The organism is Thalassospira sp. SM2505 (assembly GCF_054901115.1).
In genome coordinates this window covers 175,804-199,622 of the sequence record NZ_CM142731.1, presented here as the reverse complement: position 1 = coordinate 199,622, position 23,819 = coordinate 175,804, and the positions used below count along the sequence as shown (strand labels likewise).

The following is a 23,819-nucleotide window of genomic DNA, read 5'->3' as shown; positions in this document are numbered from 1 at the left end:
GATACATGGAAGACGTGAACGAAGTAGAGGCCGATGTTCGCCCCGTTGCCCAAGAAAGTTTGGATACGTTTGAGAAGATAGCGCGTTCTGCGTTGGTAGAGATCCAAAAGAAGCTAGCTTCAGGAAACCACTCCTCAGTTGCCAGAAATACTTTCACGGATGGAGCAGCTATTCGATCTGCCGATGATACATCTCGGAAAATTCTTGAAGGTAACCGTTCCCTTAAGGAAGAACCCGCAATCGCCCGCGTTGTCGTTGCGGACGAAACGGGTAAGAGAACAACGTATTATTTCTCCCGAACATATGCTGCCTCTTTGCCGGGTGAGAAAGCGAAATTCACGAGCTATCGCTCCCAATTCGGACCGTTGGCGGAGCTTGAAGTTGGTGAAGAGCACACAGTCAGACTCGGCGACAATGAATTAGCTCTTGAGGTTGTTGAAAGTGTCAAGTTCGCCCCATTCTTGACGGAAGGTAAGTGGGATGCGGAGCATGTCGTCTTTCAACTGATGGCCGAACGTGTTCTTAGCGCGGATTCTTTGCGTAAGTTGCTTTCGGAAGGTGTTGAACTTGATGACAACATTCTTGATGCCTTGCTCAGAGAAGAAAGTGAGTCCGCAGGAGTTCGCGAGGGCATCCGCCGGGCCGTGATTACCCAAATGGGTTTGCGTGATCAGCCTGTCCTGGATCGCATTCAAGGTGAGATCTTTCGTATGCCACTCAGTGCTCGGATGCTCCTTCTTGGGGCACCGGGTACCGGGAAGACGACCACTTTGGTTCGCAGACTTGGCCAGAAGCTCGATACTGAGTTTCTTGACGATGGTGAACAGAACTTGGTCTCTGATGATCATCGCCAAAGCTGGATCATGTTCACGCCTACAGAGCTGCTAAAGCTCTATGTAAAAGAAGCATTCAACAAAGAAGGTATTCCGGCACCTGACACGCGTATTCACACTTGGAATGACTACCGCACTGATCTGGCCCGTAACGAATTCAAGCTCTTGCGATCTGCGAACTTTCGGCGAGGATTTGTCCTGAATACGCGTGCGGAGACTTTGCTGCCTGGGGTTGAGAGTGATCAGATCAGTTTCTTTACGGATTTTTCTGACTGGCAACAACAGAAGTTTTGGGACGAAATTCAAACAGCGGCAGAAGGTTTGCTTAAGGGCAAAAAGGCAGAAACTGTTGCGCTCGGTGAACGAGCACTGGACCTTCTTAGCAAGGCGAAAAAGCCGTTAGGTGCTGACGCACTGATTTCATTTTCGGCAATATCTTCTGACGTATCAGCTCTCATGGCTGAGCTGAAGAAATCATCAGACGAGATAATCAGGCGCGGTTTAACGGCACATCTGAATCGTGAAAGAGGCCTTCTAGATGAGATTGCAGCTTTTCTGAGTGCTCAGGACTCTAAGTTTGAAGATGACGAATTAGACCAAGAGTTCGAAGATGACGATGAAGAAAACCAGCCTCATAATGGCCGAAGGGCGGCTTCAAATGCCTACATGCGCGCTATGCGAGCCCTGGCGAGATCACACGTAAGCGGGCGGACATTGTCTCCTAACAGCGCAAGTGGACGTCTGATCGAGTGGTTGGGGCATCGAGTATTATCAGAAGACAGTTTGTCATTGGTGGGTCGTACTTTGCAGATCCAGTCTTCTTTGCGTCCGCTCGTTAATCCTGCGATTAAATATGTTGAGGGTGTGCTCTCTCGATATCGCCAATTCCGTCGTCTTCGTCAGGAAGATGGGCGTTGGTTCCATGCAGACGGGTTCAATCACACAGATATTTCGCCGATCGAGCTGGATGTGATCCTATTGGTGATGATCAAAGCATCAAACTCACTGGGTGGTCGTTCAGACAAATTGATTGATAACGATCCACTGGCGAAGCGCTTGTTTGACCGCATGAGAGGCCTCTATATGGGGCAAGTTCTGGTGGATGAGGCCACTGACTTCTCTCCAATCCAACTGTCATGTATGGCGAGCCTCTGCAAGCCAGAAATTCGATCGTTCTTTGCCTGTGGCGACTTCAATCAAAGGGTAACCACCTGGGGAACCCGGTCTGCTGACGAGATGCGCTGGGTCTTGCCAGATCTTCAGACAAGAACGGTCGAGGTTGCTTACCGACAAAGCGAAAAGTTGCATGAACTTGCCCAGCGGATTTTGTCTTCAACCGGAGTCCCGGAAACGCAGGTTAACCTCCCAAAATTTTCAGACAATCTAGGCTTGTCTCCTGTCTTGGCTCAATCGCTACAGGATACAAGGAACCAAGCAAATTGGTTGGCCGATCGGATCACTGAGATTGAGAGATTCACGGGGGGAATTCCGTCAATTGCCGTCTTGGTGAATACCGAGAACGAGATTTCTGAACTTGCAGATGCGTTGGGAGCCGCCTTGGCGTCGAACAACGTAACTGTGCAGGCTTGTCCTCAAGGACAGGTTAAGGGCAATGACAGCGCTGTAAGGGTATTCAGTGTTGAACACATCAAGGGCCTTGAATTTGAGGCCGTATTTTTTGTCAACATTGATGAGTTGGCCGCAAACGAACCCGATTTATTCGAGAAGTACCTCTATGTCGGTGCCACGCGTGCCGCGACTTATTTTGGTATGACGTGCAAGGGTGCGTTGCCTGCAAAATTAAGTGCGTTGTCTGAGCTGTTTTGCACAGATTGGGCATAATGCCTGCTACGCAATGATCTCCGGGTCGTCATTTCAGAATGGGGGTTAGTTCAAAATGAAGCAGACAATTGAAGCAAAAGAACAAGAGCTAAAGCGTATTTTTAGCGATGACTATCTATTCGAAATACCTGCCTATCAACGGCCGTATTCGTGGACAACAGAGCAGGCCGGTGAACTGTTGGATGATCTACTGTCGACTATGGGACACTCTGAGCCCATCGAAGATGTGGCACCGTACTTCCTAGGAAGTATCGTTCTAATAAAAGACCCGCTCTATGCGCGTGCTGAGGTTGTCGACGGTCAACAGAGGCTTACAACTCTAACCATTCTGATCGCGGTTATCAGAGACTTGTGTGACGATACTGTCTCCAAATCCAACCTAGAAAAATACATCTGTGAAAAGGGTGACAAATTTGCCGGCAGCGAGGATCGCTTTCGGTTGACTCTGCGGGATCGAGATAGCGAATTTTTCAGGAAGTCGGTCCAGACAGGAGACGGATTAAAGTCATTCCTCAAGCAAGATAGCGCCAGTTTAACCGATAGTCGTAAACGTGTTTACGAGAACGCTAAACACTTTCAAGCAGAACTCTCTAATCTTGATCAGGAAACGAGGGACAGACTCACGATGTTTCTCCTGCAGAGATGTTTTCTCGTAGTCGTTTCTGCCTCAGACCAACAATCAGCTTACCGAGTTTTCTCTGTAATGAATGACCGAGGTTTGGACCTCTCGCCCACTGATATCCTGAAAGCCGATATAATCGGGGCAATGCCCGAACACATTCGTTCCAACTACAACGATCAGTGGGAAGAAATTGAAGAAGATCTGGGTCGCGAAGATTTCAGAGACCTGTTTTCTCACATACGGATGATCTTCGCGCAAAGCAAGGCGCGCGGAAACCTCAATCATGAGTTTAGAGAGAGCGTTCTTAAGGTTAAGAATGGTGAGGCTTTCATCGACGATGTTCTTGTGCCTTATGCTGAAGCCTATCAGATAGTTTCATATGCGGCGTATGAGAGCACGGCAGATGCTGAAGTGGTAAATCGGTATCTGGACCATCTCTCTCGTCTGGACAACTACGACTGGGTACCTCCAGCAATTGCCTTTTTCCGTAAGCATGTGAATGAACATGAAAAGTTGGTCAGGTTCGCAATTGACTTGGAACGATTGGCGTATGGGTTATTTATTCAACGAGCCAACATAAATCAGAGGATTGGTCGCTACGCCTCTGTTCTGCGTGCAATAGAAGCGGGCCAAGATTTAGGCCTCGAAGACTCGCCGTTGCAGCTAACAGCGGAAGAGAAAGCCTCAATTATTGAAGCACTGAACGGACCAATTTATCTGCAAACGCGCGTTCGAATGCCGCTCCTACTTCGTCTTGATAGCTTACTATCTGACAGTGGTGTGTCTTATGAGCACAAAGTTCTGAGTATCGAACATGTGTTGCCTCAAAATCCAGATGCTAATTCTGAATGGCTTTCGCTATTTCATGATCCAGAGACGAGAAATCTGTGGACACATAGGCTGGCAAACTTAGTGCTTCTCTCAAGACAAAAAAACTCTCAGGCTAAGAACTTTGATTTTGGACGTAAGAAAACTGAGTACTTCCAGAAAAAAGGTGTAGCGACGTTCGCTTTGACATCACAAGTTCTCAATGAGCCCAATTGGACCATTGATGTTCTCGAAAAACGTCAAAAAGAATTATTGAAGGTTCTCATAAGCGAATGGAGGCTTGGCTTTTGATTTTCAGTGTTTGTGGGTCGTAGGTTGCAGTGCTGCGAAGACTTTTTGGGTTTGATACCTCCGCTTGGAAGATCATCTTGTAGAGAAACAGGCGTCATGCGGGCTGGCTTGATTACCTTACGGTTGTCGATAACACTGAAGCCGAATGTTTCAGCTAAGCAAGTTGGGTTGGCGGCGTTCTCGCTGGGAAGAAATTTCTTTGGCGCTGAACAAGGCAAGGGGCACAGAGGATTAGACGCTCGGTTGATTGGTTGAGGAGCTCGAGAGCACTGTGATACGAAACCCAGAAAAAGAAATGAACTTTCGGTTCTGCAAGAGATCTAATAGATGCGGTAAATTGGCACCTGTAGTTTAAAGAGGCTATTTTCCATTGCTTATCCCTTATGCCCCGCATCCGGACTTTCTGATTGCTGTCTCACCCTCAGAACCTTCGGACCCCGCTTCCGGTAAATGGCTGCTTCACGTCAATCCGCGTGAAGACCGGAACATTTCCCTTGATGACGAGGTCGTCGAAAGCAAATTGTACCTTCGTTATGCTATTGTCAGCGAATTTCGGAGTGCAGGTCCAGTCCCTTACAGATATTTCGACGCCAGCTTTAACAGCTACCGAAATTCTGTTTCACTGGTTGCAAGCGTCCTGTTTCTTGATCCCGATTACCTGCGGGGACATGGGATTGGCAGTTGCCTGATGAACCGCATTATTGATTGGGCTCGGGAATGGCCTGAAGCGACCATTTCTCCGATAGATATTTTCGACCCAAACCCGGAAATCGTGGCGCGCCGTAAAAAATTTTATGGGAAATTTGGCCTGGAATTCGATGATGTAGGGGGGAAACCTGTGATGAAACAGATCCTCGTAAAGCATGTGAACAAGGCCGAAACCAAAACCTCGAACCGAATCTTTGATCTTTCAGATGGGCTAATGCTGCTTTGTAAGGCAAGGAAGCAGCTAGAATATGATCTGTCGAGAAAAGCATCCGCTTATGACTCGCTGAGAGCCACCTACAATATCTTCACAACCAAGCCCCTGCGCACAGCCATCGCAAACTGGATATCATTAAACCTTTTTTGGCTGGTGATGCCCGGCTTTACAGCGACAATGGGGGCCATTGTCTGGCTTAGTATTAAGTAACATCCCAGATGTCATCCTCTGAATGTATGGCTTTAGTTTATAAGAAAGCTAGACATTTTAGTCGTATAGTCTGGGAGCAATTGTGCACTCACAGTGATTTACATGGACGTCGGCTTACCACAGCTGTTCCAGGGGCTATTCAGTACGACGGCCCTCCGCCATCAATTGAAGAGATTTGGCAAGAGGCCATGAGGATCGCATGGCCCGAGCCCGAAGCAGACATTGAGCTTAACCTAGCTTCGGAGAGTGATCTAGCTAAGGGGCAAGTTCTTACTGAAGACGGGCCATTTTGGATCATCATCGATGGCGAGCGGTATCTTGTTCGCTTAGTTGGCGGGATTGACGGGGTTTTGATCTTCGTAGGGGAGGCCCCTGCATATGACACTGTCGATGCCTGGCTGACCGTGAAGCTCGGGTTGCCTGAGCCTCTTGTGCCAGATGATCCCGATGATGAAAGTGAACCGGAAGACCCGGACTACACAGGCCCCAAGGGTCCATAAGGTTAAACAACAGCCCCAGGCTTGGCCCGGGGCTGTTTCATTGAAGGTGGTTATGCCGGCTGAGTTGTCAAACTGCCTTCCGCTGTGACGACCGGCTTCGGGTGAATCTCGATATCTTTGGGTTCGTAGCCGACCACGCTTGCGGCTGCCATGATCTTCCGTGTTCTTGCAGATCGGCTCTGATTGCCGTGTGATAGTAGTCCCGCATTGCGCATAGCGCCCTCCAAATAAAGCAGCAGTTCAAATCGACACGAAAATCTAGAATCCTATCGTGATTCACGAAGGAGACGTATTCATCAAGTATTTGACATTAAATGACATTATTTGCGTGACAAAAAATTGTGATTTAATGTGTCGTTTGAACGGCATTTTATGCGTCATGAAACGACTCAATTCCCAGTGTATGTTGGATTGTGCTTCCAGTTTTATGCGTCAATTCACAATTGTGAATTGACGCATAAAACTAGAAACGCGACGCATAAAACTAGAAACGCGACGCATAAATCTAGAATCTGTGACACATAAAATTAGAACGAGCAGAGCAAGTTCAAATGAATGCTATGAATTAGCTCTGCTCGTCCTTAATCGTTGAGATTTGTTGCATCTGGGCTCCTAGTTAAGTTAAAATTTCACTAACAACACCCCCCCACGCTTAGCCTGCAGTTCTTAGGAGCTCAGTGATGCGCCTCTTGGGGGGGTATTTTTTGCCAAAATCGCGAGTTGTTGTAGGTTTTGCCTCTTCCGTGAAATTTATTCACGTCATAATGTGAGCCGAATATGGTGATTAATGGGCTCACGAGGGAGTATTGTGATGGGCAAATGGAACTGGCAGCACAGCGATTGGCCCAACTTCACTTGGGATAGCCAGCAAATCCAAGCCTACTTACCTCCTGTTTATCATAAACAGGGATACGTGGCCGGATTGGTCAACTCGCTGAACGGCACCAGAGCGTTAACCACTAAAGCACTTACTGAGAGCATTGTTGCTTCTTTTGCAATTGAGGGCGAGTACCTCGACGCAACTGTGATATCCGATGAAATCGAGCGCGGTTGTGGCCGACCTTCCTCTTGCGATGACACCAAGAGTGTCGGGATACTGGAGGGAAACGCTGCTGCTTTGATATCAAACGTTTTTGACAAGTCCTCTCAAGACCTTACTCTGCATCGATTAGGAATGTGGCAGCGCTGCATGTTCGAGAGGACATACTCGCCAGCTCAAATCGGGCAGCCTGCAAGATGGCGAACCAAAGATATCAACGTGGTTTCCGGTGGAAGCAGCGACCGGAGAATTCATTTCGAAGCCCCTAGCCCGTCACGCGTCGCAATTGAGATGGAAACATTCCTTACCTGGTTCACTTCTAGCCGAGAAGCCAAAGAAATAGATCCGATTTCGAGAGCTGCTTTGGCGCATCTGTGGTTCGTGACCGTGCATCCATTCGAAGATGGCAATGGCAGGAGCGCACGCGCGGTCGCTGATCTAGCAATGTTTCAGACAGACGAAAATGCTGTCTTGTACCCAATGGCGCCATACATTTTAGCCGACCGTGAGACCTATTACCGAGTGTTGGAGCGAACTCAGTCTTCCGGTTTGGACATAACGGAATGGATGATCTGGTTTTTCAAAACTTTGGAAAATGCACTCGACGGCGCGATAACGAGATTAAGCTGGAGTGTTGAAGCGAACAGCCTCGTGACGATACAGCCAGAAAATCGACTTTTGACACAACAAGTCAGAATTCTTGTGCTGCTGCATGATGATGCGGATCAAAATGTCATAAGCGCATCACAATATGCCGCAATTAACAGCGTTAGTAAGGCGACGGCAACGCGTCACCTGACTGATCTGGTAACAAAAGGCTATTTAGAGGTTTGTGAAGGGCGTGGACGTTCAACGAAATACCGTTTGGTGAGCGGTTAGCGGACTAATCTTCAAACCATCCCGAAATCTGGTATCCCCTGGCGCATGATTTCCCGGATCGTCAATGAATAGCGTGCAGGTCGCGTATCGCCTTTCGGGCGACGGATAATCTTCAATTCTGCATTGTTCTCATCAAATTCGATAATGCCAACCTGGCGAATATCAAGCATATCAATTGCTGAGAGAATATCTTCTGATGGCCATCGGAAAGAACTGGTTCTGCAGAGCCACACATGGCGAAAGAAGCTAGAACGATAATCGATGTCCGAAAGCAGATTCTGGAAACCTTGTTTGTTATTTGCCGGTGTCCCGGTCAAAAACATAAAACCATCGACCAACTGCAAAGCGCCGTCGTCGCCACAGCGAATGCCGACTGCATCAATACTGAAGAACTCGAATTCATAGCGTTTGAAATAGATGCTCACGTCCTCTCCTGCATAAAGGAGGGACTTGTGTTCATCAATCAGAGCCAGTGCCTGCTGTCTGTGAATGACCTCATTTGGCATCAGATATTTCGGAATTGCAGACGACGAGAACTTCCGGTTTGTCACCTCACTCAGGATTTCCTTAATGCGAATGACCGGAACTTTCTCATCGCGCATCTGAGCGAGCAGATCGAGAGCCGCATCTGCGTCTGCGCTATGTATTCGAGCAAAAAGCTCCGCAGTGTGGAAATGCCCGAGGACGTCAAACAGAGCATTCGGCTCATGTGCTCGTGATCCCAGGATTTCTTGCAATTTTACTTTTTCACGCTCTGCAATAGCGCGGCCCCTGATTAGTGTAGAGCGCATCCTTTGTAAGGCATTGCGCGTGTATCGGGTTTTCTGAACAAGAACCTCCCAGAATTGTTCTTTATTTGCAGCGTACTGCTTGCCGGTCGGTGTTTTCTCGATCGCATTGATGAGCATTGCGATTTCTGTCCATGGAAGTCTGCGTTCCCGGGCATTTTCGAGTTTTGCAAGAAGTTCATCGAATGATTGTGTGCTCATCTTGGGTGCTTTTTCGTGGTGTTGGAAGTTCTTGCAATAACCAATAGCAGAAAATTTTTGATTGTGCAAAATTGATTCGAATCATAATATGAAACGAATCATAAGATGGATTGTGAATGATGTTTGATCCTCATGTACAAAGAAGTCGCAAGGTTGTTCGCAGGACAACACATCGCGCCGTTGGGCGCTTTCCAAGCTTGAAGTCCAATCGGATCGTCCATTGGGAGTCCCAACTGGAGCGGGACATGATCCGCCTGCTGGAATTTGATCCGGCAGTGCTGCGCTATCGGGAGCAGCCTGAGCCTCTGACCTATTTCGAAAGTGGGAAGCAGCGTAAATACACGCCTGATTTTATCGCGCAGATGACACGCGGTTTAACAGTCTTCGAGGTGAAGCCATATGATCAGTCCATAATGAGCCCTTTGAAAGAAAGGCTTGTGGCCTTCAAAGAGCACTACGCTGCTCAAGATATTGATTTCGTTGTAATGACTGAGCGTGAAATTCGAAGAGAACCGCGCCTCTCAAACATCACCAAGCTCTTGCGATATCAACGCGAAATCGTGAGCCCCACAAACAAGCGGATTGTAATTGATCTTGTTGATCGCGGGGATCGGACACTTGATGAGTTGTTCGACCATTTGAGCGAACATGGCGTGCCGTTCACAAATGTCTACGCGCTCATTGCCCAAGGCAGTCTTTGGATCGATATTGACCTGCCAATTGACAATGCTGAGGCACCTGTTTGTTTGCGGAGGGCTCTGTAATGGTTGCTGTTCGCATCGGTATGGGAACTGAGGTGTCTGTTGGTGAAACCATCTATGCCGTTCGTCGTTGCCTTGCGGGGGATATTCTTCAGCTTGAGTCAGAAGACGATGGTCGATTGGTGAAAATCCCAAGGCCAGAGTTGGCGTCTTCTGTGGCCCACGGTGAAGCTTCCATCATTGTTGGTGCACGCAAACGGCAGGTACTTGAACGCCAGGATCTGAGTGCCCTTCCCGAAAAAGATCGCGATGAGCTACGTCGCAGGCTTGCCTACGTAAAATTAGTTGAGAAGCCGAGGGTTGCGGAGAGTGGCGCAGCTTTGGTGAAAGCCAGCATCGAAATTGGTGCGGCACAACTCAACGACCTTAAACCGCCGTCAGTGGCAACGCTCTATAACTGGTGCAAACTTTATCGTCAGGCTGGCGGCGATCCTGTGGCTTTGGTGCCGCAAACAAAGCGCCGCGGGAACCGACAACGGCGGTTTTCGCCTGAGGTGCTCGAAATCCTTCAGGCCGTAATTAATGAGCGATTTCTGGTTACGTCCAGGCCGAGGCCGACGGATGTCTACTCCGCTGTCGTCGTCGAGATCGAAAGACTGAATGCATACAGACTAGCATTTGATCAACTGGCAGTGCCGACGCTTAGAACTCTCTATCGCGAAATCGAGAAACTCGAGCCCTACACATACTTGAAGGGTCGATACGGGAAACACATTGCCGAAAAGGAAACACGACACGTGGGAAAAGGTGCATTCTCCTCTCGACCGCTTGAGCGGGTTGAGATCGATCACACACTGCTCGACATCATCGCCTACGATCCGGAACTCGATATTCCGCTAGGACGACCAACACTCACAATGATCATTGATCATTTTTCACGCATGCCTCTGGGCTTTTATCTGGGCTTTGAGGCGCCGGGTTCTGCGAGCGTAATGATGGCACTACGCAGCGCGATTGGAACCAAGGAATGGGTTAATGAGCGTTACCCAGACATTGAAGGCACATGGCCTTGTTATGGTGTACCCGAGGTTCTTGTTACGGATAACGGGCCTGAATTCCATTCCAAAGATCTGGAAATAGCGTGTGCTCAACTAGGTATCACCATTCAGCATAACAAAGTGAAGTCGCCATGGACCAAAGGTGTTGTGGAGAGGATTTTTGGTGAGATCAACCGATCTCTTCTGTGTGATGCGCCGGGAAAGACCTTTCACAACAAGGACGCACGCTCAGAGAATGATGCGGTTGGAGAGGCGAGCGTTCCTATCGCACTTCTTGAGCATGTCTTGTGTAAATGGATTGTCGAAATTCATGCCAGGAAGATGCACGAAGGTATACAAGCAATGCCGCTTGAAAGATGGACTGAAGGTGTGGAGACGTTTCCGCCTCGGCTTATTTCCGATCAGGAGGACCTCAATGTTCTTCTTTCCTGCTTCAAGGAAGTTCGGAAAATTCATCCCAAAGGGATTGTGATAGAGGGCATTTGGTACAGCTCAAGAAAGCTGACCGAGCTCCGCAACAGCTCTAACAAGGATTTCCAGGTAGATATGAAATTCGACCCGACCAATATGGGGCGTATTCATGTCCGTGATCCAAGAACCAATACCTATTTCGATGTCCCGGCATTGGATCCCGAATACGCAGAAGGGCTCGGGTTATGGCCGCACAAGATCCTTCGTAAGTACCTTCGGAGAATGGGGGCGCGTCAGATCGATCCAACTGAACTTGCGAAAGTCAAAGAATACATTCACGACCTTATTCAGGAATCGGCCAAGACCAAGAAGCGGAAACGCACAACCAATGCACGGATTGGACGGTTTCGTGAGTCCTCCAGTCAAGCACCCACGAATGAAGATCGGATTGTCGAGCAGAGCACCTCTTATGAGATCTCATTTGATGCTGCACCAACGGCCGAGGAGGAAGATTATCGTGACGACCTGGTCGAAGATGACGATTTTCTTGCTGATGGCATGCAGCGTATTCAGGCTGTCGGAAAGGATGACGTATGAGCATTGCTGTTAATCCAGACAAGCTTTCTGACATCAATCAGGTGATGGGTGATGTTCTGATTCGCCATCGTTCTTTCAAGACCGGTTTGGCACGGCTTGATGAATGCATGCAGTCCTATACGGGCTATGGAGAACCGGTTTGTATGCTTCTGCATGGTCCATCAGGTGTTGGGAAGTCGACGCTTGCAAAGGCTTTTCTCGTCGATAACCAGCCTGTCGAAACCCAGGACCGTAAACTGGTTCCGGTTCTGAGCGCGGTAATTCCGGTGCCGGCAACGATGAAGAATATGGCGTCCGAGCTTCTAGATAAGCTTGGCGACCCTCTTTCTGATCGGGGCACATTTGAGCAAAGAACCAAAAGGCTTCGCAAGCTGCTTCGGGAGTGCGGCACGAAACTGATCATCCTTGATGAGTTTCAGCACTTTATCGATCGCAAGAGCGAGCGGGTTATCCTCGATGTTTCTGACTGGCTGAAGAACCTCATTTCCAACACATCGATTCCGGTGGCTTTGGTTGGGCTTCCGTATTCGCGAAATGTGCTCTCAGCAAATGAACAGCTCATGCGGCGCTTTAGTTATCAGACTGAACTTTCGCCGTTTGCTTGGAGTGACAAGGCAGAGCGTGCAGAGTTCACCAGGATTCTTGACGCGGTAGACGGAAAGCTTGCGGAGATTCTGGGGGGCAAAAGCGATTTGAAGAGCCAAGTTGTCCGCTGCCATGCTGCTACAAAAGGTCTGATATCTCTTCTGATCAAGCTACTCCACGGTGCTGCATATGAAGCAGCCAAATGCAATGCTTCGTCGATAACCCAACAGCATCTCGCCAAATCGTTCAGAGAGCGCCTTGTGCCAGACAAAGCAGTTCTCAATCCGTTTCTCGATAGTTGGGATGGACAAGCAATCGACCCGCTTCCCGAGAGCCGGCATATGTCGGTGGCGGGATGCATCCCGTCGATTAGCGCGAGATCACGTTCTCAAAACGTTAACGAAGTCCTCTCAGCAAGGTGAGACACATGTCAGGTGATCGGTCACTACTGGTACGTCCTAAGCCGGAAAAGGCTGAGAGCTTCCGGGGATATCTGCTCAGGGTTTCGACGGAAAATGGTTATCACAATCCAAACTGGATGCTGAGGCAGCTTGGTATTCATCCACGCACATATTTGCCGCGTGATGACATTGCAAAGTTGGCAAGCGCGCTAAACCTTGGAGACCGGGAGCTTTCAAATATTCAGAGCCGAATTGTGGGGCCCCGGTGGGTTCGTGTGGGGTCTCATGAAGTTCATATTTGTGCGCAGGAAAGGCGTTCTTTTCGCTACTGCCCGCAATGCTTGAGCGAAGCTCCCTACCATCGTGCCTTGTGGGATATCAAGCCTTTGAGTGCCTGTCCAAAACACGGGACCTATCTGCTTGAGAACTGCAGGAAATGTAATCGACGCGTTGGCTGGGCACGTGAAAACCTTCTTGAATGCGCTTGTGGTGGGGATTTGAGATCGTTTCGGCCGCGTTCAGCACCCGATAAAACAGTAGATTTCTGCGGGTTGCTGGAGAAGCGCTTCCACGATCAGCTGGCAGACGAAAACTGCGCCCTGCATCCGGCATTTCAGAAGTTGAGTTTCACAGATATTCTTAACCATTCGATGTTCTTGGCAGCCTATATTTCAGGTCGAGGGCGTGGAACCGGCCGACAATTGTTTTACAATCTTACCGCGGACGCATTGCGCGAGGTATTTGACCGGGTTTCTGTGATTCTTGCTGATTGGCCGAACGGATTCCACCTACTGCTCGACGAGGTGCGGCAATTCACCGAACAGGATGTTGAAAAACACGTCGGGCTCGAGGCAGAATTCCGATCGCTCTACACCAATCTGTTTCGTAAGCAGCAGGAGGTTGAGCATCTGCACCTTATCCGTGCTGAGTTTGCCAAATACATTGAAGGTAAGTGGTTTGCTGGGTTTGTCGTACCAACCAGCAAGCGATTGTCGGATGAATGGTCCCGGGATCAGTCGTTTGTTACGGTTACGGAAGCAGCACGACGCCTTGGTATTCATCCAAGTATCCTGAGACGGGATATTGCTGGGGGCAATCTGGCTGCAACCACCAGACAGATGCAAAGCAGATGCCTTCGCGTCATAGAAGTCGCGGAGGTTGAGCGGTACCGAAATGCGCGTGAGAACCTGTTGGGAACCAATGATGCAGAAGAGCTGCTCGGCGTTTCAAAGCACCCTTTCATGAAACTGGTGAACGCAGGCCTAATCAGGGCAGTGAAAGGGTCCAAGGTTGATGGTTCTCAACACTGGGCATTCAAAAAGCAGGATATCGACGAATTTATTGCGTCTGTGACAAAGCAGGCGACCTATTGCCGGTTCGCAGATGAGCCTGTGACTTTTACCAAAGCGCTGCGTCGCTGCACCGCCAAGGGGCTTAGTATCGTTGACCTGATTCAGGGTGTGCTCGGTGGCGAGTTGAAATCGCAGAAGCGCTCGACAAAGGTGATCAATCTCAAAGATCTGTTCTTCAATGACGCAGACTTCCGAGCGTTTCTTTACAACGAAAAGCGGACGATCAAATGGGCCGTTACCATTCGTGAAGCTGCAAGGATGCTTGGGCTAAATGAAGAAGCAACACGTCATCTCGTGCATAAGGGGTTTCTTGAAACAACCTCTGTCCCGTTAGATGGCCGTCTGCGCAGACAGGTTTCACTGGATGCGATTGAGCGTTTCAAGGCGACATACATTTCCGCTTCCTGCTTGGCAGCCCACAAGAATACTTCCGCAAGATCCGTCGTTGCCCATATGAAAAAGTTAGGGGCTAGTCCGGTTACTGGACCGGCGATTGACGGAAGTCGCCAATATTTCTTTCGAAGATCAGCAATACCTTGAAGGGCCCGATCTTGTGTCTGATCTGATTCCCGCAGAAACGGCAGAAAATTCTTCCTAGGGTTTAATTAGTTATCGCGGGTTCGCGACTAGTTTCGCCGCGACAAAAAGCCATGCTTCCCAAGCGATAAAGTTTCAGGAACCAAAGTAAGGCGTGCAATTTTAAGTTTATTTAGTGCGCAAGTTTCGGTTAATCACCGATAGACTCGTCAGTCCAAATATGCTCTGAATCCGTGGCAGTTTTAGAGATTTAGCCTGTTACGAGGTATTGGAATGAGTGCCGAATACGAGGTTGTGTCACCCGACGCGGGCGCGATGATTGAGTCAATGCGAGCGTTCGGTTATGACCTTGCCACAGCACTCGCAGATCTCGTCGATAACAGCATCTCGGCAAACGCCAAAAACATCTGGATCGAGTTTATCTGGGATGGCGCTGAATCGGCAATTCTCATTGCTGATGATGGCGAAGGCATGGATGAAGCCGGTCTGGTAGCGGCAATGCGAATGGGCAGTATCAGCCCGACGGTGAAAAGGTCAGAAAATGACTTAGGCAGATTCGGCCTCGGACTGAAGACTGCATCCCTCTCTCAGGCAAGATGTCTGACGGTTGTCTCTCTTGCGAATTGCGCTGAAGTCGTCACCCGATGCTGGGATCTCGATTATATTGCGGAACACGGAGGTGGTGAATGGCGGCTCCTGAAACCGCCAATACCAGATGTGAAAAACCATTCGGAGCGCCTGCAATCGATCGGAAAGGGAACGATTGTAGCGCTGTCGAAGCTCGATAGGGTGGTCAGGGACGGTTCTCCCGGAGATAAAAAGGCAGAAAAAAGGTTCCGTGAGAGAATCGACGAAGTACGTGCTCATCTGAGCATGGTATTCCATCGGTACCTCAAGGGTGCAGGCGCATTATCGATGTTCATCAATGGTGCGAGGGTCTCTGGCTGGGATCCCTTTATTGAAGGAAAGTCCGAAGCGTTAGCCGCGGAGCGGCTTTCCTATGGGGGAGAAAAGATACAAGTCTTCCCGTTTGTGCTGCCGCACCATTCACGTTTGACCAAGGAGGAGCATAGCACAGCATCAGGTCCCAAGGGCTGGAATGCACAGCAGGGTTTTTATGTATATCGCAATCGGCGGCTGATTGTTTCCGGGGACTGGCTTAGTCTGGGGATCCAAAAAGAGGAGCATTACAAGCTCGCACGCATTCAGATCGATTTGCCTAATTCACTTGATGAGGCATGGCATCTTGACGTCAAAAAGGCCCGAGCATATCCGCCAGCAGCAATGCGAGACGACCTTAAAAGGATTGCACGTGCGACGAGGGATAAGGCCGCAAAGGTATACAGGCACCGGGGAAAAGTTCTTCAGCGAAAGCATGCTGATGACTTTGTCTTCGTCTGGTCTGCAAAAACCCTGAGAGGCAGAACCTATTATAAGGTCAACAGGGATCATCCGCTGGTGAAGTCAGTGAGAAAATCCTGCGAAGACGGAGAAAAGTTCTCATCCCTTCTCTCTATGATCGAACAGGCTGTTCCGAGCCCTCTTATCGTTATCAACAATGCCGAGGAGCCCGACACCCTGGGGGTTCCTTTTGGGGATGATCCGAAAGGACTATTGCAGTGCATGCGTGAGGTGTACGGGATACTTATCCAAGAGGGAGAAACAAAGACTGCTGCGGCTACAAAGCTCGCTGTGATGGAGCCTTTCAACGCTCATCCTGATGTGCTGACCGCATTCTTGGACGAAATTAATAGGGGGTAGCCTGAGCCGGCGAACTGTTCGCCGGACCGGTTAGTGACATTGATGAATGAAGATTCAAAGATTCGTTACAAATCAGCCTTCGGGATGGCAAATAATTTTCTTCGCCTGAAAAAGCCGGTGACGCTCGGCGACATCGTGCAGGCAGTGAACATGCTCAAAAATATCGCCGAGTACAATGGGCTGGACTTTCAGAGGCTGCAGGATGACCTCGAGTTTAATAATAACGTACATGTTGGCGGCTATTCCATCCTGGATGACAAGGAATACAAGGCATGGCTGGCAGCTAAAAAGGAAGATACAGAGTTCGAGTTCTGGGAGCGTTATGAGCGTTACCTGCGCGAGGAGAAAAATCTTCCGGACCAGGTAATTCTCCGCCTTGACGAACTGACGGACGATATCCTCGACAGGCTAAGGGATCCGGCACTTACGGGAAGCTGGGATAGAAGAGGGCTTGTTGTAGGCCACGTTCAGTCAGGCAAAACCTCTAACTATACGGGCCTCATCACCAAGGCTTTCGATGCGGGTTATCGTCTCGCAATTGTTCTGGCGGGTGCCCATAACAGCCTTCGGAGTCAGACCCAGGTGCGCCTTGATGAGGGCGTCTTGGGATTTGATACAAGGCATCATCTGTCCTGGGGGAAAGCCAACCAGAGAATTGGTGTTGGTGATATTACCGGAGCCCCCTTTCTGGTTGCTCACTCACTAACAAGTAGCAGCGAGCAGGGAGACTTCCGCAGGGTTACCGCGCAGCAGACCTCAATCGTCCCGGGAGGGAAAGACCCGGTGCTGTTCGTGGTGAAGAAGAACACGAGCGTTCTGAGAAACCTGCTTAACTGGGCGTTGGCTGTCAGAGGACAGGAGGCTCCTGAATCGCCTCTTGGAAAAATAATCACGAATGTGCCTCTACTCCTGATTGATGACGAAGCAGACTATGCATCTGCAAATACGAACGATTACTTGGATGAGTTCGGTGAGCCGAGGCCTGACTATGATCCAACGCAGACGAACAAGCTGATCCGTCAGATTTTGTCGGCATTCGAGCAGAGCGCGTACGTCGGATATACTGCGACTCCGTTTGCAAATATCTTTATTCATCATGAGGATTTCACCGAAGATGCTGGGGAAGGACTCTTTCCCCGAAGCTTCATCATAAATCTGCCGGCACCATCTAATTACATCGGAGCTGAAAAGCTGTTCGGTATGGACCGCTCAGATGGAGTTGAAACAGATCAGGGGCTTCCTGTAATCAGAAAGGTCGTTGACTCGGATCTTTCCTTCCCGCCCAGACATAAAAAAGAGCATGACGTACCTTACCTGCCATCTTCTCTGATAGAAGCAATAAGCGCATTTATTCTGGTCTGTGCTGCAAGACGCGCCAGAGGTGACATTAATGAACATAATTCCATGCTGGTGCATGTCACTAGATTTACCCGCGTTCAGGGCGAGGTCGCGCGAATTGTAAAAGAAGAGTTTGATGATATACGCCGGCAGCTAGAGTATCCCGGCTCAGGGGGGAACGCTCTCTCGAACCTCCGTGATCTTTGGGACCGTGACTTTGTCCCTACATCCAAAAAAGTGCGGCAATTGCTGCCGGAAGAAGATCTTAAACCGCTTCGCTGGGAAGACGTCGAGGGGGAAATTGTAAAGGCCGCCAAGCGAATTGAAGTCAGGGAAATTAATGGCTCCGCAAAAGACGCGCTGGATTATGTTGATCATCCCGACGGTATGTACGTGATAGCAATCGGCGGCGATAAACTTTCACGAGGTCTTACCCTTGAGGGGCTTAGTGTGAGTTATTTTATCAGAACATCGCGGATGTACGATACTCTGATGCAGATGGGTCGGTGGTTTGGTTACCGCCCAAGGTATGCAGACCTGCTCCGGCTTTATACGTCCCCTGAGCTGATCAAGTGGTACCGGCACATTTCAACCGCGACGTCCGAGCTTAGGGAGGAGTTTGATCATGTCTTCTCCAGAGGTATGACCCCGCTTGAATATACGAACAGGGTAAGGACCCATCCTGACGGACTACTCATTACCGCTGCAAATAAGATGCGCGCCAGCCGGAAAATCCGGGCCGGGTTCTCAGGAACAATTTCGGAAACCGTGGCTTTTGATATCGATGACCCTTTCCCGAAACAGAACTTCGAAGTCTTTGAAGATTTTATCAGGTCTCTCGGAAAGGTTCATTCGAGGGGAAAGAATAACACTTGTGACTGGCGTAATGTTGGGGCGTCTATAGTTATAGACCTGTTTAAATCGGTTACGACCTCGCGCGAGTCGTGGAAGGCAAACAGCACGGCCATCTGTCAATACGTTGAAAACCGAGTTGCCGTCGGCAAGCTTACCAACTGGTCTGTGCGTCTGGTTTCGTCCTCCCGCTCAAAGGCGCCACCAAAGGAAATCGGCGGACATAAAATCGGGCTTCTGACGCGTGAGAGCAAAATTGAGACTGAAACCAAGTATTCGATCGGGCGTCTTGTAGACCCAAAAGATGAGTGGATGGATCTCAATCCTGAACAAGTCGTAGAAGCGCTGGAAGAAACCCGAAGGTGTTGGATTGGAAAGGGAGGTAAAGGGAAGGAACCTAATGCGCCTTCAGGAGTTTGGGTCCGGCGGCAGCGGGCAGAAACTGACGGCCTTTTGCTTATCTACCCGATTTATGTTGAAGGAATTGAGCAGCCACTAATGGGTTTTGCGGTAAGTTTCCCTTACGACGAGAATGCCCCGCTCATTGATTACGCTGAGACAAGCGTTCAGGGGCTTGAGGAGATCTTCGAATGATCGTTGAGGAGCTACAGAAGGTCTGGTCTGAGCTGATTGCAGAGGCAGTCCCAAAGCCTCAGAGCGGAATGACCCGGAGGAGGATCGCCCGGGATTCCAAAGTAAAGCTCTTCCTTGCCATAACGTGGCCGACCGAAAATCGTGCGATTATCGTTGAGGGAACCAAATCCGGCGGTAACGAGAAAATCAAGTCTCCCTCCACGAAAGGGATCAAAGTCCAGGTTTCTGATGTTCCAGGTGTAACAGAGGGCTGTCTTTGTCTCTTTCTGGTTCTTGAAGAAAAGGCACATGAAGACCTTTTCGCGACCTTTGCAGCTTCGCTCACAGAGCAGCTGTCCCGAGTTGCTGATGAAGAAGCTGCATTCCGAGAGGCCTTGGATTATCTGGCCCGCTGGAAGCGGATGATGGAGGGTGGAGGTGGCAAGGGGCTGTCACCGGAAAAACAGAGGGGCCTTTTAGGCGAACTGGTATTCCTGAAGGAGCGCATGATCGGCCCCGTTTCAGCAACAGACGCGGTTTTTTCATGGCATGGCCCTTCAGGCTCGCACCAGGATTTCATATGTGCCGAGACTGCAGTTGAGGTGAAGACCACAATCACGAAAAGGCATTCTGTTCTTAAGATAAACAGTGAGAAGCAACTGGATGAGAAGCCGCACCAGTATCTTTTCCTTGCGCATATCCGACTTGATGAGGGTAGTGCAGGAATATCACTCGCTGAAACCGTGGAAGCAGTTCGAAGATTAATGGTGAAAGAACCCCTTGCGTTAGCGGAATTCAGCCTGAGGCTGAGGGAGGGGGGATATGAAGACGGAGCGAACTCCGATTACACAGACAAAAAATACGTTATTTCCAATCCTGTGATTTACCGTGTTCAGGGAAATTTTCCGAGATTAACTGAGAAGGATCTGCCTCCCGGCGTGGGTGACATCAAATATACAATCGTCGCAGATGCGCTGAGCAGTTATCTAACCGACGGAGATAAATTCGGGGAAGTGCTTGGAGGTGTGAATGGCTGATCTGGAAATTGCTGATCTTGAAAGGTTTCAGCAGGACTTCGTTCAAGAGGTTATCGCCAGAGCGGACGCTCATGAAGAAGGGGCATTACGTGAAGATGAACTTACCCAGGTCTTCATTGAGTATCTGGTGGATATTGGTGAGATAGAGGATGCCGAGATTTCCTATCATCAGGCCCGCGGAGTAAAGGCGAATGGCTTTTATGTCTCCGAGGACGGAGACAGGCTTGACCTTTTTGTCACTGATGCAAGGCTTACGGAGGCCCTAGAAAGCGTAACAAAAACGGATGTTGATACAGCATTCAAACGCCTAAGAACTTTCCTCGAGAAGGCGCTTGATGGATATCACAAGTCCCTTGAGGAGGCGTCTGATGGCTATGACATGGCTTGGGCGATCTGGTCTTCGCGGCGTAATCTTGTTTCAGCACGACTATTCCTCGTGACCGACGGCCTTACAAAAATTGAGGCAATTGAGGATTTCAGGATTGGCGAGATTGAAATATCTCATCATGTCTGGGATCTGCGTCGGTTATACCGGGCTGATGTGTCAAACGCGGGCCATGAGCCGATCAAGGTAAATTTTGAGGATCTGACAGGCCAGCCTCTCAGGTGTCTGGCTGTCCCGCAGACCTCTGAAAAATACCGGTGCTTTATGTCTATGCTCACCGGCCAGACAATTGTGGACCTTTATCTGCGCCATGGTCCCCGCCTGCTCGAGCGGAATGTCCGAAGTTTTCTTCAGCTCAGGGGCGATGTGAACAAGGGTATCAGAAAAACAATCCAGGAAGAGTCAGATATGTTTGTTGCCTATAACAATGGGCTTTCGATTGTTGTCAGAGGTGTGACCGGTGAAGAGAAGGGTATAGATAATTTTGAGATATCATCTACTGATGATTTTCAGATCGTAAACGGGGGACAGACTACCGGCTCAATATACCGGGCGGCCACAAAGGACAAATATGATATTTCGAAGATATTCATACCTGTGAAGATTACCGAGATCACCGGGACCGAGTACGTCGACGAGGTTGCTCCTAAAATTTCTCTTTTTGCCAACAGTCAGAACAAGGTGAACAAGGCGGATTTCACTTCCAACGACCCCTTCCACGTAAAGCTTGAAGAAGTTTCAAGAAAGACTTGGGCCCCGCCGAAGAGAGGTCTCCAGAAACAGACACGTTGGTTCTTTGAGAGAGCCCGTGGCCAGTACTTGGATAGCAAAACGCGTGAGGGGACGCCGGCACGGCAGAAAGCATGGGAGGCTATTAACCCACGTCGGCAGATGTTTACTAAGACTGATCTGGGGAAATTTGAAAATGCCTGGTCACAGCTTCCGCAGATAGTGGCGCGTGGGGCGCAGAAAAGTTTTCTCTATTTCATGGCCAAGCTTGATGAGCGTGGCGGCATAGAGGTTGATGAAGAGTACTTCAGGCGCCTCGTCGCTAAAGCAATCTTATTTAAGGAGACGGAGCGTATTGTTACCCGCCAGAAGTTCGGCGGATACCGGTCTCAGATTGTGGCATATTCTCTCGCTTTGCTCAGTCACTGTACGGCTCAGAGGGTTGATCTGGAGGAGATATGGGAGCGTCAGGATCTCCCTGAAGCGCTGGCAGCATTTATTGAGGAAATCACAGTTCTTGCTCACAAGCACATCACGAATGCCCCAAATGGCCAGAACATTGGGGAGTGGTGTAAGAAAGATCTCTGCTGGGAGCGGTTCAGAGAAACAGAGCTGGATGTGCCTGAAGCAATTTCCAAGGGACTGTCATCGAGGCCCGCCAACAGGCCGAAGAAAGACACACATACTGCAGACGCGCCTAGTTCGGAGGAGGCCGCGCTTATAGACGCAATGGCACACGTGCCTGCTGATACGTGGTTCGGGATCTCAAGCTGGGCAAAAGAGACCCATAATCTGCAGGGATGGCAGAGAAGTCTGTCATTTAGTCTTGGGCATCTCGCATCTCAGGGGCGTAAGCCAAGTCGGAAGCAGGCGGTTCAGGGGCAGAAGATCCTCAGCGAAGCGCAGAGCCTAGGCTTTGCAGTAAATCAAGAAGACGCATAAGCTCTATCCGCACACTTTTGCCTAATCTGAGGCTCTTGGTTAGAGAGCGCTTTCGCCCTATCTGATTAGGCCAACGTTTGGGTTTTCTTCATCTCAAGATTTTGTAAACCGCTTTAGCTATTTGCCAAGCCAAGTACGGTGGTACCGCGTTACCTACTTGATGATATTGTTTGGTTCTCGGCCCACAGAAAAAATAGTTGTCAGGGAATGTTTGCAACCGGGCTGCCTCCCTTACGGTGAGTGAACGGCACTGGGTTGGATCGGGATGGATAAAATAGTGACCATCCTTGGATATGTGACTTGTGACAGTGGTCGATGGGCGTCCACTCAGTTGGGTGCGGAAACGATCGGAAAAATGGCCAGAATCACGGTTCTTGTGAGCCGGCTGCAAAAAATCTGGAAACTCGTCCAGTTTCGGGGAACGTAAGTACGAGCTGGAAAAAGCGGAAGAGAAAAGGTAGCGACCGATATCTTCCGGGATATGTCCTCGGGTTTCATGATGCAGCGTTGCCCGAAGTCGTTCATCATCGAACCACCTAAGGAGATGTTTTGGCATATTGCCAGCAATCGCCTTCTCGCGACTTGACCTTGCTTCAGGCAATTTGGTGGCAGAAGAAATCCTTTGAGCGATATTCCTTACTTCTTCTGGAGTGTTTCCAGCTCTGGCAATGCGTATAGCCTGTTCACGAACAGCAGCTTTCCAAGCTTCTGTTGTATCGCCACGGCTGAGTCCACTGCGGAGCGGTGAAAGTCCGTCAATTGCGGTGCCCACGTCCACTTGCTTTTGGGTGGCGCCGAGAAGTGGACCGTCGAGTTTCAGGCGTTGAGCGAGATCCACCCTAACTCCGAGAATGATAACTCGATGGCGGGCTTGGGGAACTCCAAAGTCTTCTGACCGTATCAGAAAGTCTTTGGCCGAAGCTCGGCAGCCATCGAGAGGGGCGGAAGTTGCGAGCGGTAACAAACGGTACCCGTCTCCCGCCTCCTCAAGATCATCGAGGACTTTGCTGAAAATCCGACCGCCATTAATTTGGCTCGAGAGCATCCCCTTAACATTTTCCATCACAAAGGCCGCAGGGCGAAGCCGGTCTAGAATGCGCACATACTCGCGATATAGAAAATGCCGATTATCATCCTCGGGAACGTAACCTGCCTTGCCCCGATTTCTCGATCTTCCAACCAACGAATATGCTTGGCAGGGAGGTCCTCCGATCAAGATTGTATCGCCGTGATGACGTTCGCGCACTTGGTCTAGTTCGGTCGCTAGTTCCTCGAATACACCGTCGCTCCCCAAGACGCGTTGACGTACCTCCTTAGCTGCAACTTTCCAATTGTTGGGATAGAGGTCGGCCCAGTCAGGAAGCTCAAGACCACTATTGAGAGCGACATAATATTCTTGAGGAAATCGATCAAAGGACCGCAGGAAGGCCCTCAGTCGCAACGTTTGAATTGCATGGTCATCCATCTCGATTGAGAGATGGGTCTTCATTGGGGTTTCCTTGTCGCGTCCTGCCCTTGAAAATCCTTCACTCAGCCCTCCTGGCCCGGCGAACAAATCAATGATGGCAAAATCTTTGGACATCGTTTCTCCCCATAATGTCGAGC

Annotated in this window: 15 protein-coding genes; 13 read left to right on the top strand and 2 right to left on the bottom strand. The window is 49.7% G+C overall.

The window, feature by feature from the left end; genetic code table 11:
• Positions 1–5 precede the first annotated feature (5 nt).
• The 5 genes from ACTU44_RS00875 (at position 6) to ACTU44_RS00855 (ending at position 7,966) form a co-directional block, all read left to right on the top strand.
• Positions 6–2,675, top strand: a complete 2,670-nt coding sequence (locus ACTU44_RS00875; protein WP_462096428.1) for an ATP-binding domain-containing protein — start codon at positions 6–8, stop codon at positions 2,673–2,675.
• Between the two features lie 55 nt (positions 2,676–2,730).
• Positions 2,731–4,416, top strand: a complete 1,686-nt coding sequence (locus ACTU44_RS00870) for a DUF262 domain-containing protein (RefSeq protein ID WP_462096427.1) — start codon at positions 2,731–2,733, stop codon at positions 4,414–4,416.
• Positions 4,417–4,786: 370 nt separating this feature from the next.
• On the top strand, positions 4,787–5,548 hold the full coding sequence (locus tag ACTU44_RS00865; protein ID WP_462096426.1) for a GNAT family N-acetyltransferase: 762 nt from the start codon (positions 4,787–4,789) through the stop codon (positions 5,546–5,548).
• Between the two features lie 188 nt (positions 5,549–5,736).
• The gene (locus ACTU44_RS00860; protein ID WP_462096425.1) at positions 5,737–6,048 is read left to right on the top strand and encodes a hypothetical protein; all 312 of its coding nucleotides are present in this window, start codon (positions 5,737–5,739) and stop codon (positions 6,046–6,048) included.
• An 811-nt stretch (positions 6,049–6,859) separates the two neighbouring features.
• Positions 6,860–7,966 (top strand): Fic family protein, encoded by a 1,107-nt coding sequence (locus ACTU44_RS00855; RefSeq protein WP_462096424.1) that lies wholly within the window; start codon positions 6,860–6,862, stop codon positions 7,964–7,966.
• Positions 7,967–7,977: 11 nt separating this feature from the next.
• On the opposite strand, the gene ACTU44_RS00850 is transcribed toward ACTU44_RS00855, so the two are convergent.
• The gene (locus tag ACTU44_RS00850; RefSeq protein ID WP_462096423.1) at positions 7,978–8,955 is read right to left on the bottom strand and encodes a hypothetical protein; all 978 of its coding nucleotides are present in this window, start codon (positions 8,953–8,955) and stop codon (positions 7,978–7,980) included.
• 245 nt (positions 8,956–9,200) lie between these two features.
• Here ACTU44_RS00850 and ACTU44_RS00845 point away from each other — a divergent pair, with 245 nt between their 5' ends.
• The 8 genes from ACTU44_RS00845 (at position 9,201) to ACTU44_RS00810 (ending at position 22,214) form a co-directional block, all read left to right on the top strand.
• Complete coding sequence (locus ACTU44_RS00845; protein ID WP_462096422.1) at positions 9,201–9,719, top strand: Tn7 transposase TnsA N-terminal domain-containing protein; 519 nt, start codon at positions 9,201–9,203, stop codon at positions 9,717–9,719.
• The gene (locus ACTU44_RS00840) at positions 9,719–11,722 is read left to right on the top strand and encodes a Mu transposase C-terminal domain-containing protein (RefSeq protein WP_462096421.1); all 2,004 of its coding nucleotides are present in this window, start codon (positions 9,719–9,721) and stop codon (positions 11,720–11,722) included. Before ACTU44_RS00845 ends, ACTU44_RS00840 begins: the two co-directional genes overlap by 1 nt.
• A complete protein-coding gene (locus tag ACTU44_RS00835) occupies positions 11,719–12,729 on the top strand; it encodes a TniB family NTP-binding protein (protein WP_462096420.1) in 1,011 nt (336 codons plus the stop codon). The genes ACTU44_RS00840 and ACTU44_RS00835 overlap by 4 nt, the downstream gene beginning before the upstream one ends.
• A 5-nt stretch (positions 12,730–12,734) precedes the next feature.
• The gene (locus tag ACTU44_RS00830) at positions 12,735–14,600 is read left to right on the top strand and encodes a helix-turn-helix domain-containing protein (protein WP_462096419.1); all 1,866 of its coding nucleotides are present in this window, start codon (positions 12,735–12,737) and stop codon (positions 14,598–14,600) included.
• 270 nt (positions 14,601–14,870) lie between these two features.
• A complete protein-coding gene (locus ACTU44_RS00825; protein WP_462096418.1) occupies positions 14,871–16,358 on the top strand; it encodes an ATP-binding protein in 1,488 nt (495 codons plus the stop codon).
• 42 nt (positions 16,359–16,400) lie between these two features.
• Positions 16,401–19,142, top strand: coding sequence for a Z1 domain-containing protein (locus ACTU44_RS00820; RefSeq protein WP_462096417.1), 2,742 nt, complete (start codon positions 16,401–16,403; stop codon positions 19,140–19,142).
• On the top strand, positions 19,139–20,158 hold the full coding sequence (locus tag ACTU44_RS00815; RefSeq protein ID WP_462096416.1) for a PD-(D/E)XK motif protein: 1,020 nt from the start codon (positions 19,139–19,141) through the stop codon (positions 20,156–20,158). Before ACTU44_RS00820 ends, ACTU44_RS00815 begins: the two co-directional genes overlap by 4 nt.
• On the top strand, positions 20,151–22,214 hold the full coding sequence (locus ACTU44_RS00810; protein ID WP_462096415.1) for an AIPR family protein: 2,064 nt from the start codon (positions 20,151–20,153) through the stop codon (positions 22,212–22,214). Before ACTU44_RS00815 ends, ACTU44_RS00810 begins: the two co-directional genes overlap by 8 nt.
• A gap of 88 nt (positions 22,215–22,302) precedes the next feature.
• Here ACTU44_RS00810 and ACTU44_RS00805 read toward each other — a convergent pair whose 3' ends face one another.
• A complete protein-coding gene (locus tag ACTU44_RS00805; RefSeq protein ID WP_462096414.1) occupies positions 22,303–23,796 on the bottom strand; it encodes a DNA cytosine methyltransferase in 1,494 nt (497 codons plus the stop codon).
• Positions 23,797–23,819: the final 23 nt, after the last annotated feature.

Bases quoted from the DNA above. Each gene is read 5' to 3' on its own strand.
- ACTU44_RS00875 (WP_462096428.1), top strand. From the start codon at position 6: ATGGAAGACGTGAACGAAGTAGAGGCCGATGTTCGCCCCGTTGCCCAA.
- ACTU44_RS00870 (WP_462096427.1), top strand. From the start codon at position 2,731: ATGAAGCAGACAATTGAAGCAAAAGAACAAGAGCTAAAGCGTATTTTT.
- ACTU44_RS00860 (WP_462096425.1), top strand. From the start codon at position 5,737: ATGAGGATCGCATGGCCCGAGCCCGAAGCAGACATTGAGCTTAACCTA.
- ACTU44_RS00855 (WP_462096424.1), top strand. From the start codon at position 6,860: ATGGGCAAATGGAACTGGCAGCACAGCGATTGGCCCAACTTCACTTGG.
- ACTU44_RS00850 (WP_462096423.1), bottom strand. From the start codon at position 8,955: ATGAGCACACAATCATTCGATGAACTTCTTGCAAAACTCGAAAATGCC.
- ACTU44_RS00845 (WP_462096422.1), top strand. From the start codon at position 9,201: ATGATCCGCCTGCTGGAATTTGATCCGGCAGTGCTGCGCTATCGGGAG.
- ACTU44_RS00840 (WP_462096421.1), top strand. From the start codon at position 9,719: ATGGTTGCTGTTCGCATCGGTATGGGAACTGAGGTGTCTGTTGGTGAA.
- ACTU44_RS00835 (WP_462096420.1), top strand. From the start codon at position 11,719: ATGAGCATTGCTGTTAATCCAGACAAGCTTTCTGACATCAATCAGGTG.
- ACTU44_RS00830 (WP_462096419.1), top strand. From the start codon at position 12,735: ATGTCAGGTGATCGGTCACTACTGGTACGTCCTAAGCCGGAAAAGGCT.
- ACTU44_RS00825 (WP_462096418.1), top strand. From the start codon at position 14,871: ATGAGTGCCGAATACGAGGTTGTGTCACCCGACGCGGGCGCGATGATT.
- ACTU44_RS00820 (WP_462096417.1), top strand. From the start codon at position 16,401: ATGAATGAAGATTCAAAGATTCGTTACAAATCAGCCTTCGGGATGGCA.
- ACTU44_RS00815 (WP_462096416.1), top strand. From the start codon at position 19,139: ATGATCGTTGAGGAGCTACAGAAGGTCTGGTCTGAGCTGATTGCAGAG.
- ACTU44_RS00810 (WP_462096415.1), top strand. From the start codon at position 20,151: ATGGCTGATCTGGAAATTGCTGATCTTGAAAGGTTTCAGCAGGACTTC.
- ACTU44_RS00805 (WP_462096414.1), bottom strand. From the start codon at position 23,796: ATGTCCAAAGATTTTGCCATCATTGATTTGTTCGCCGGGCCAGGAGGG.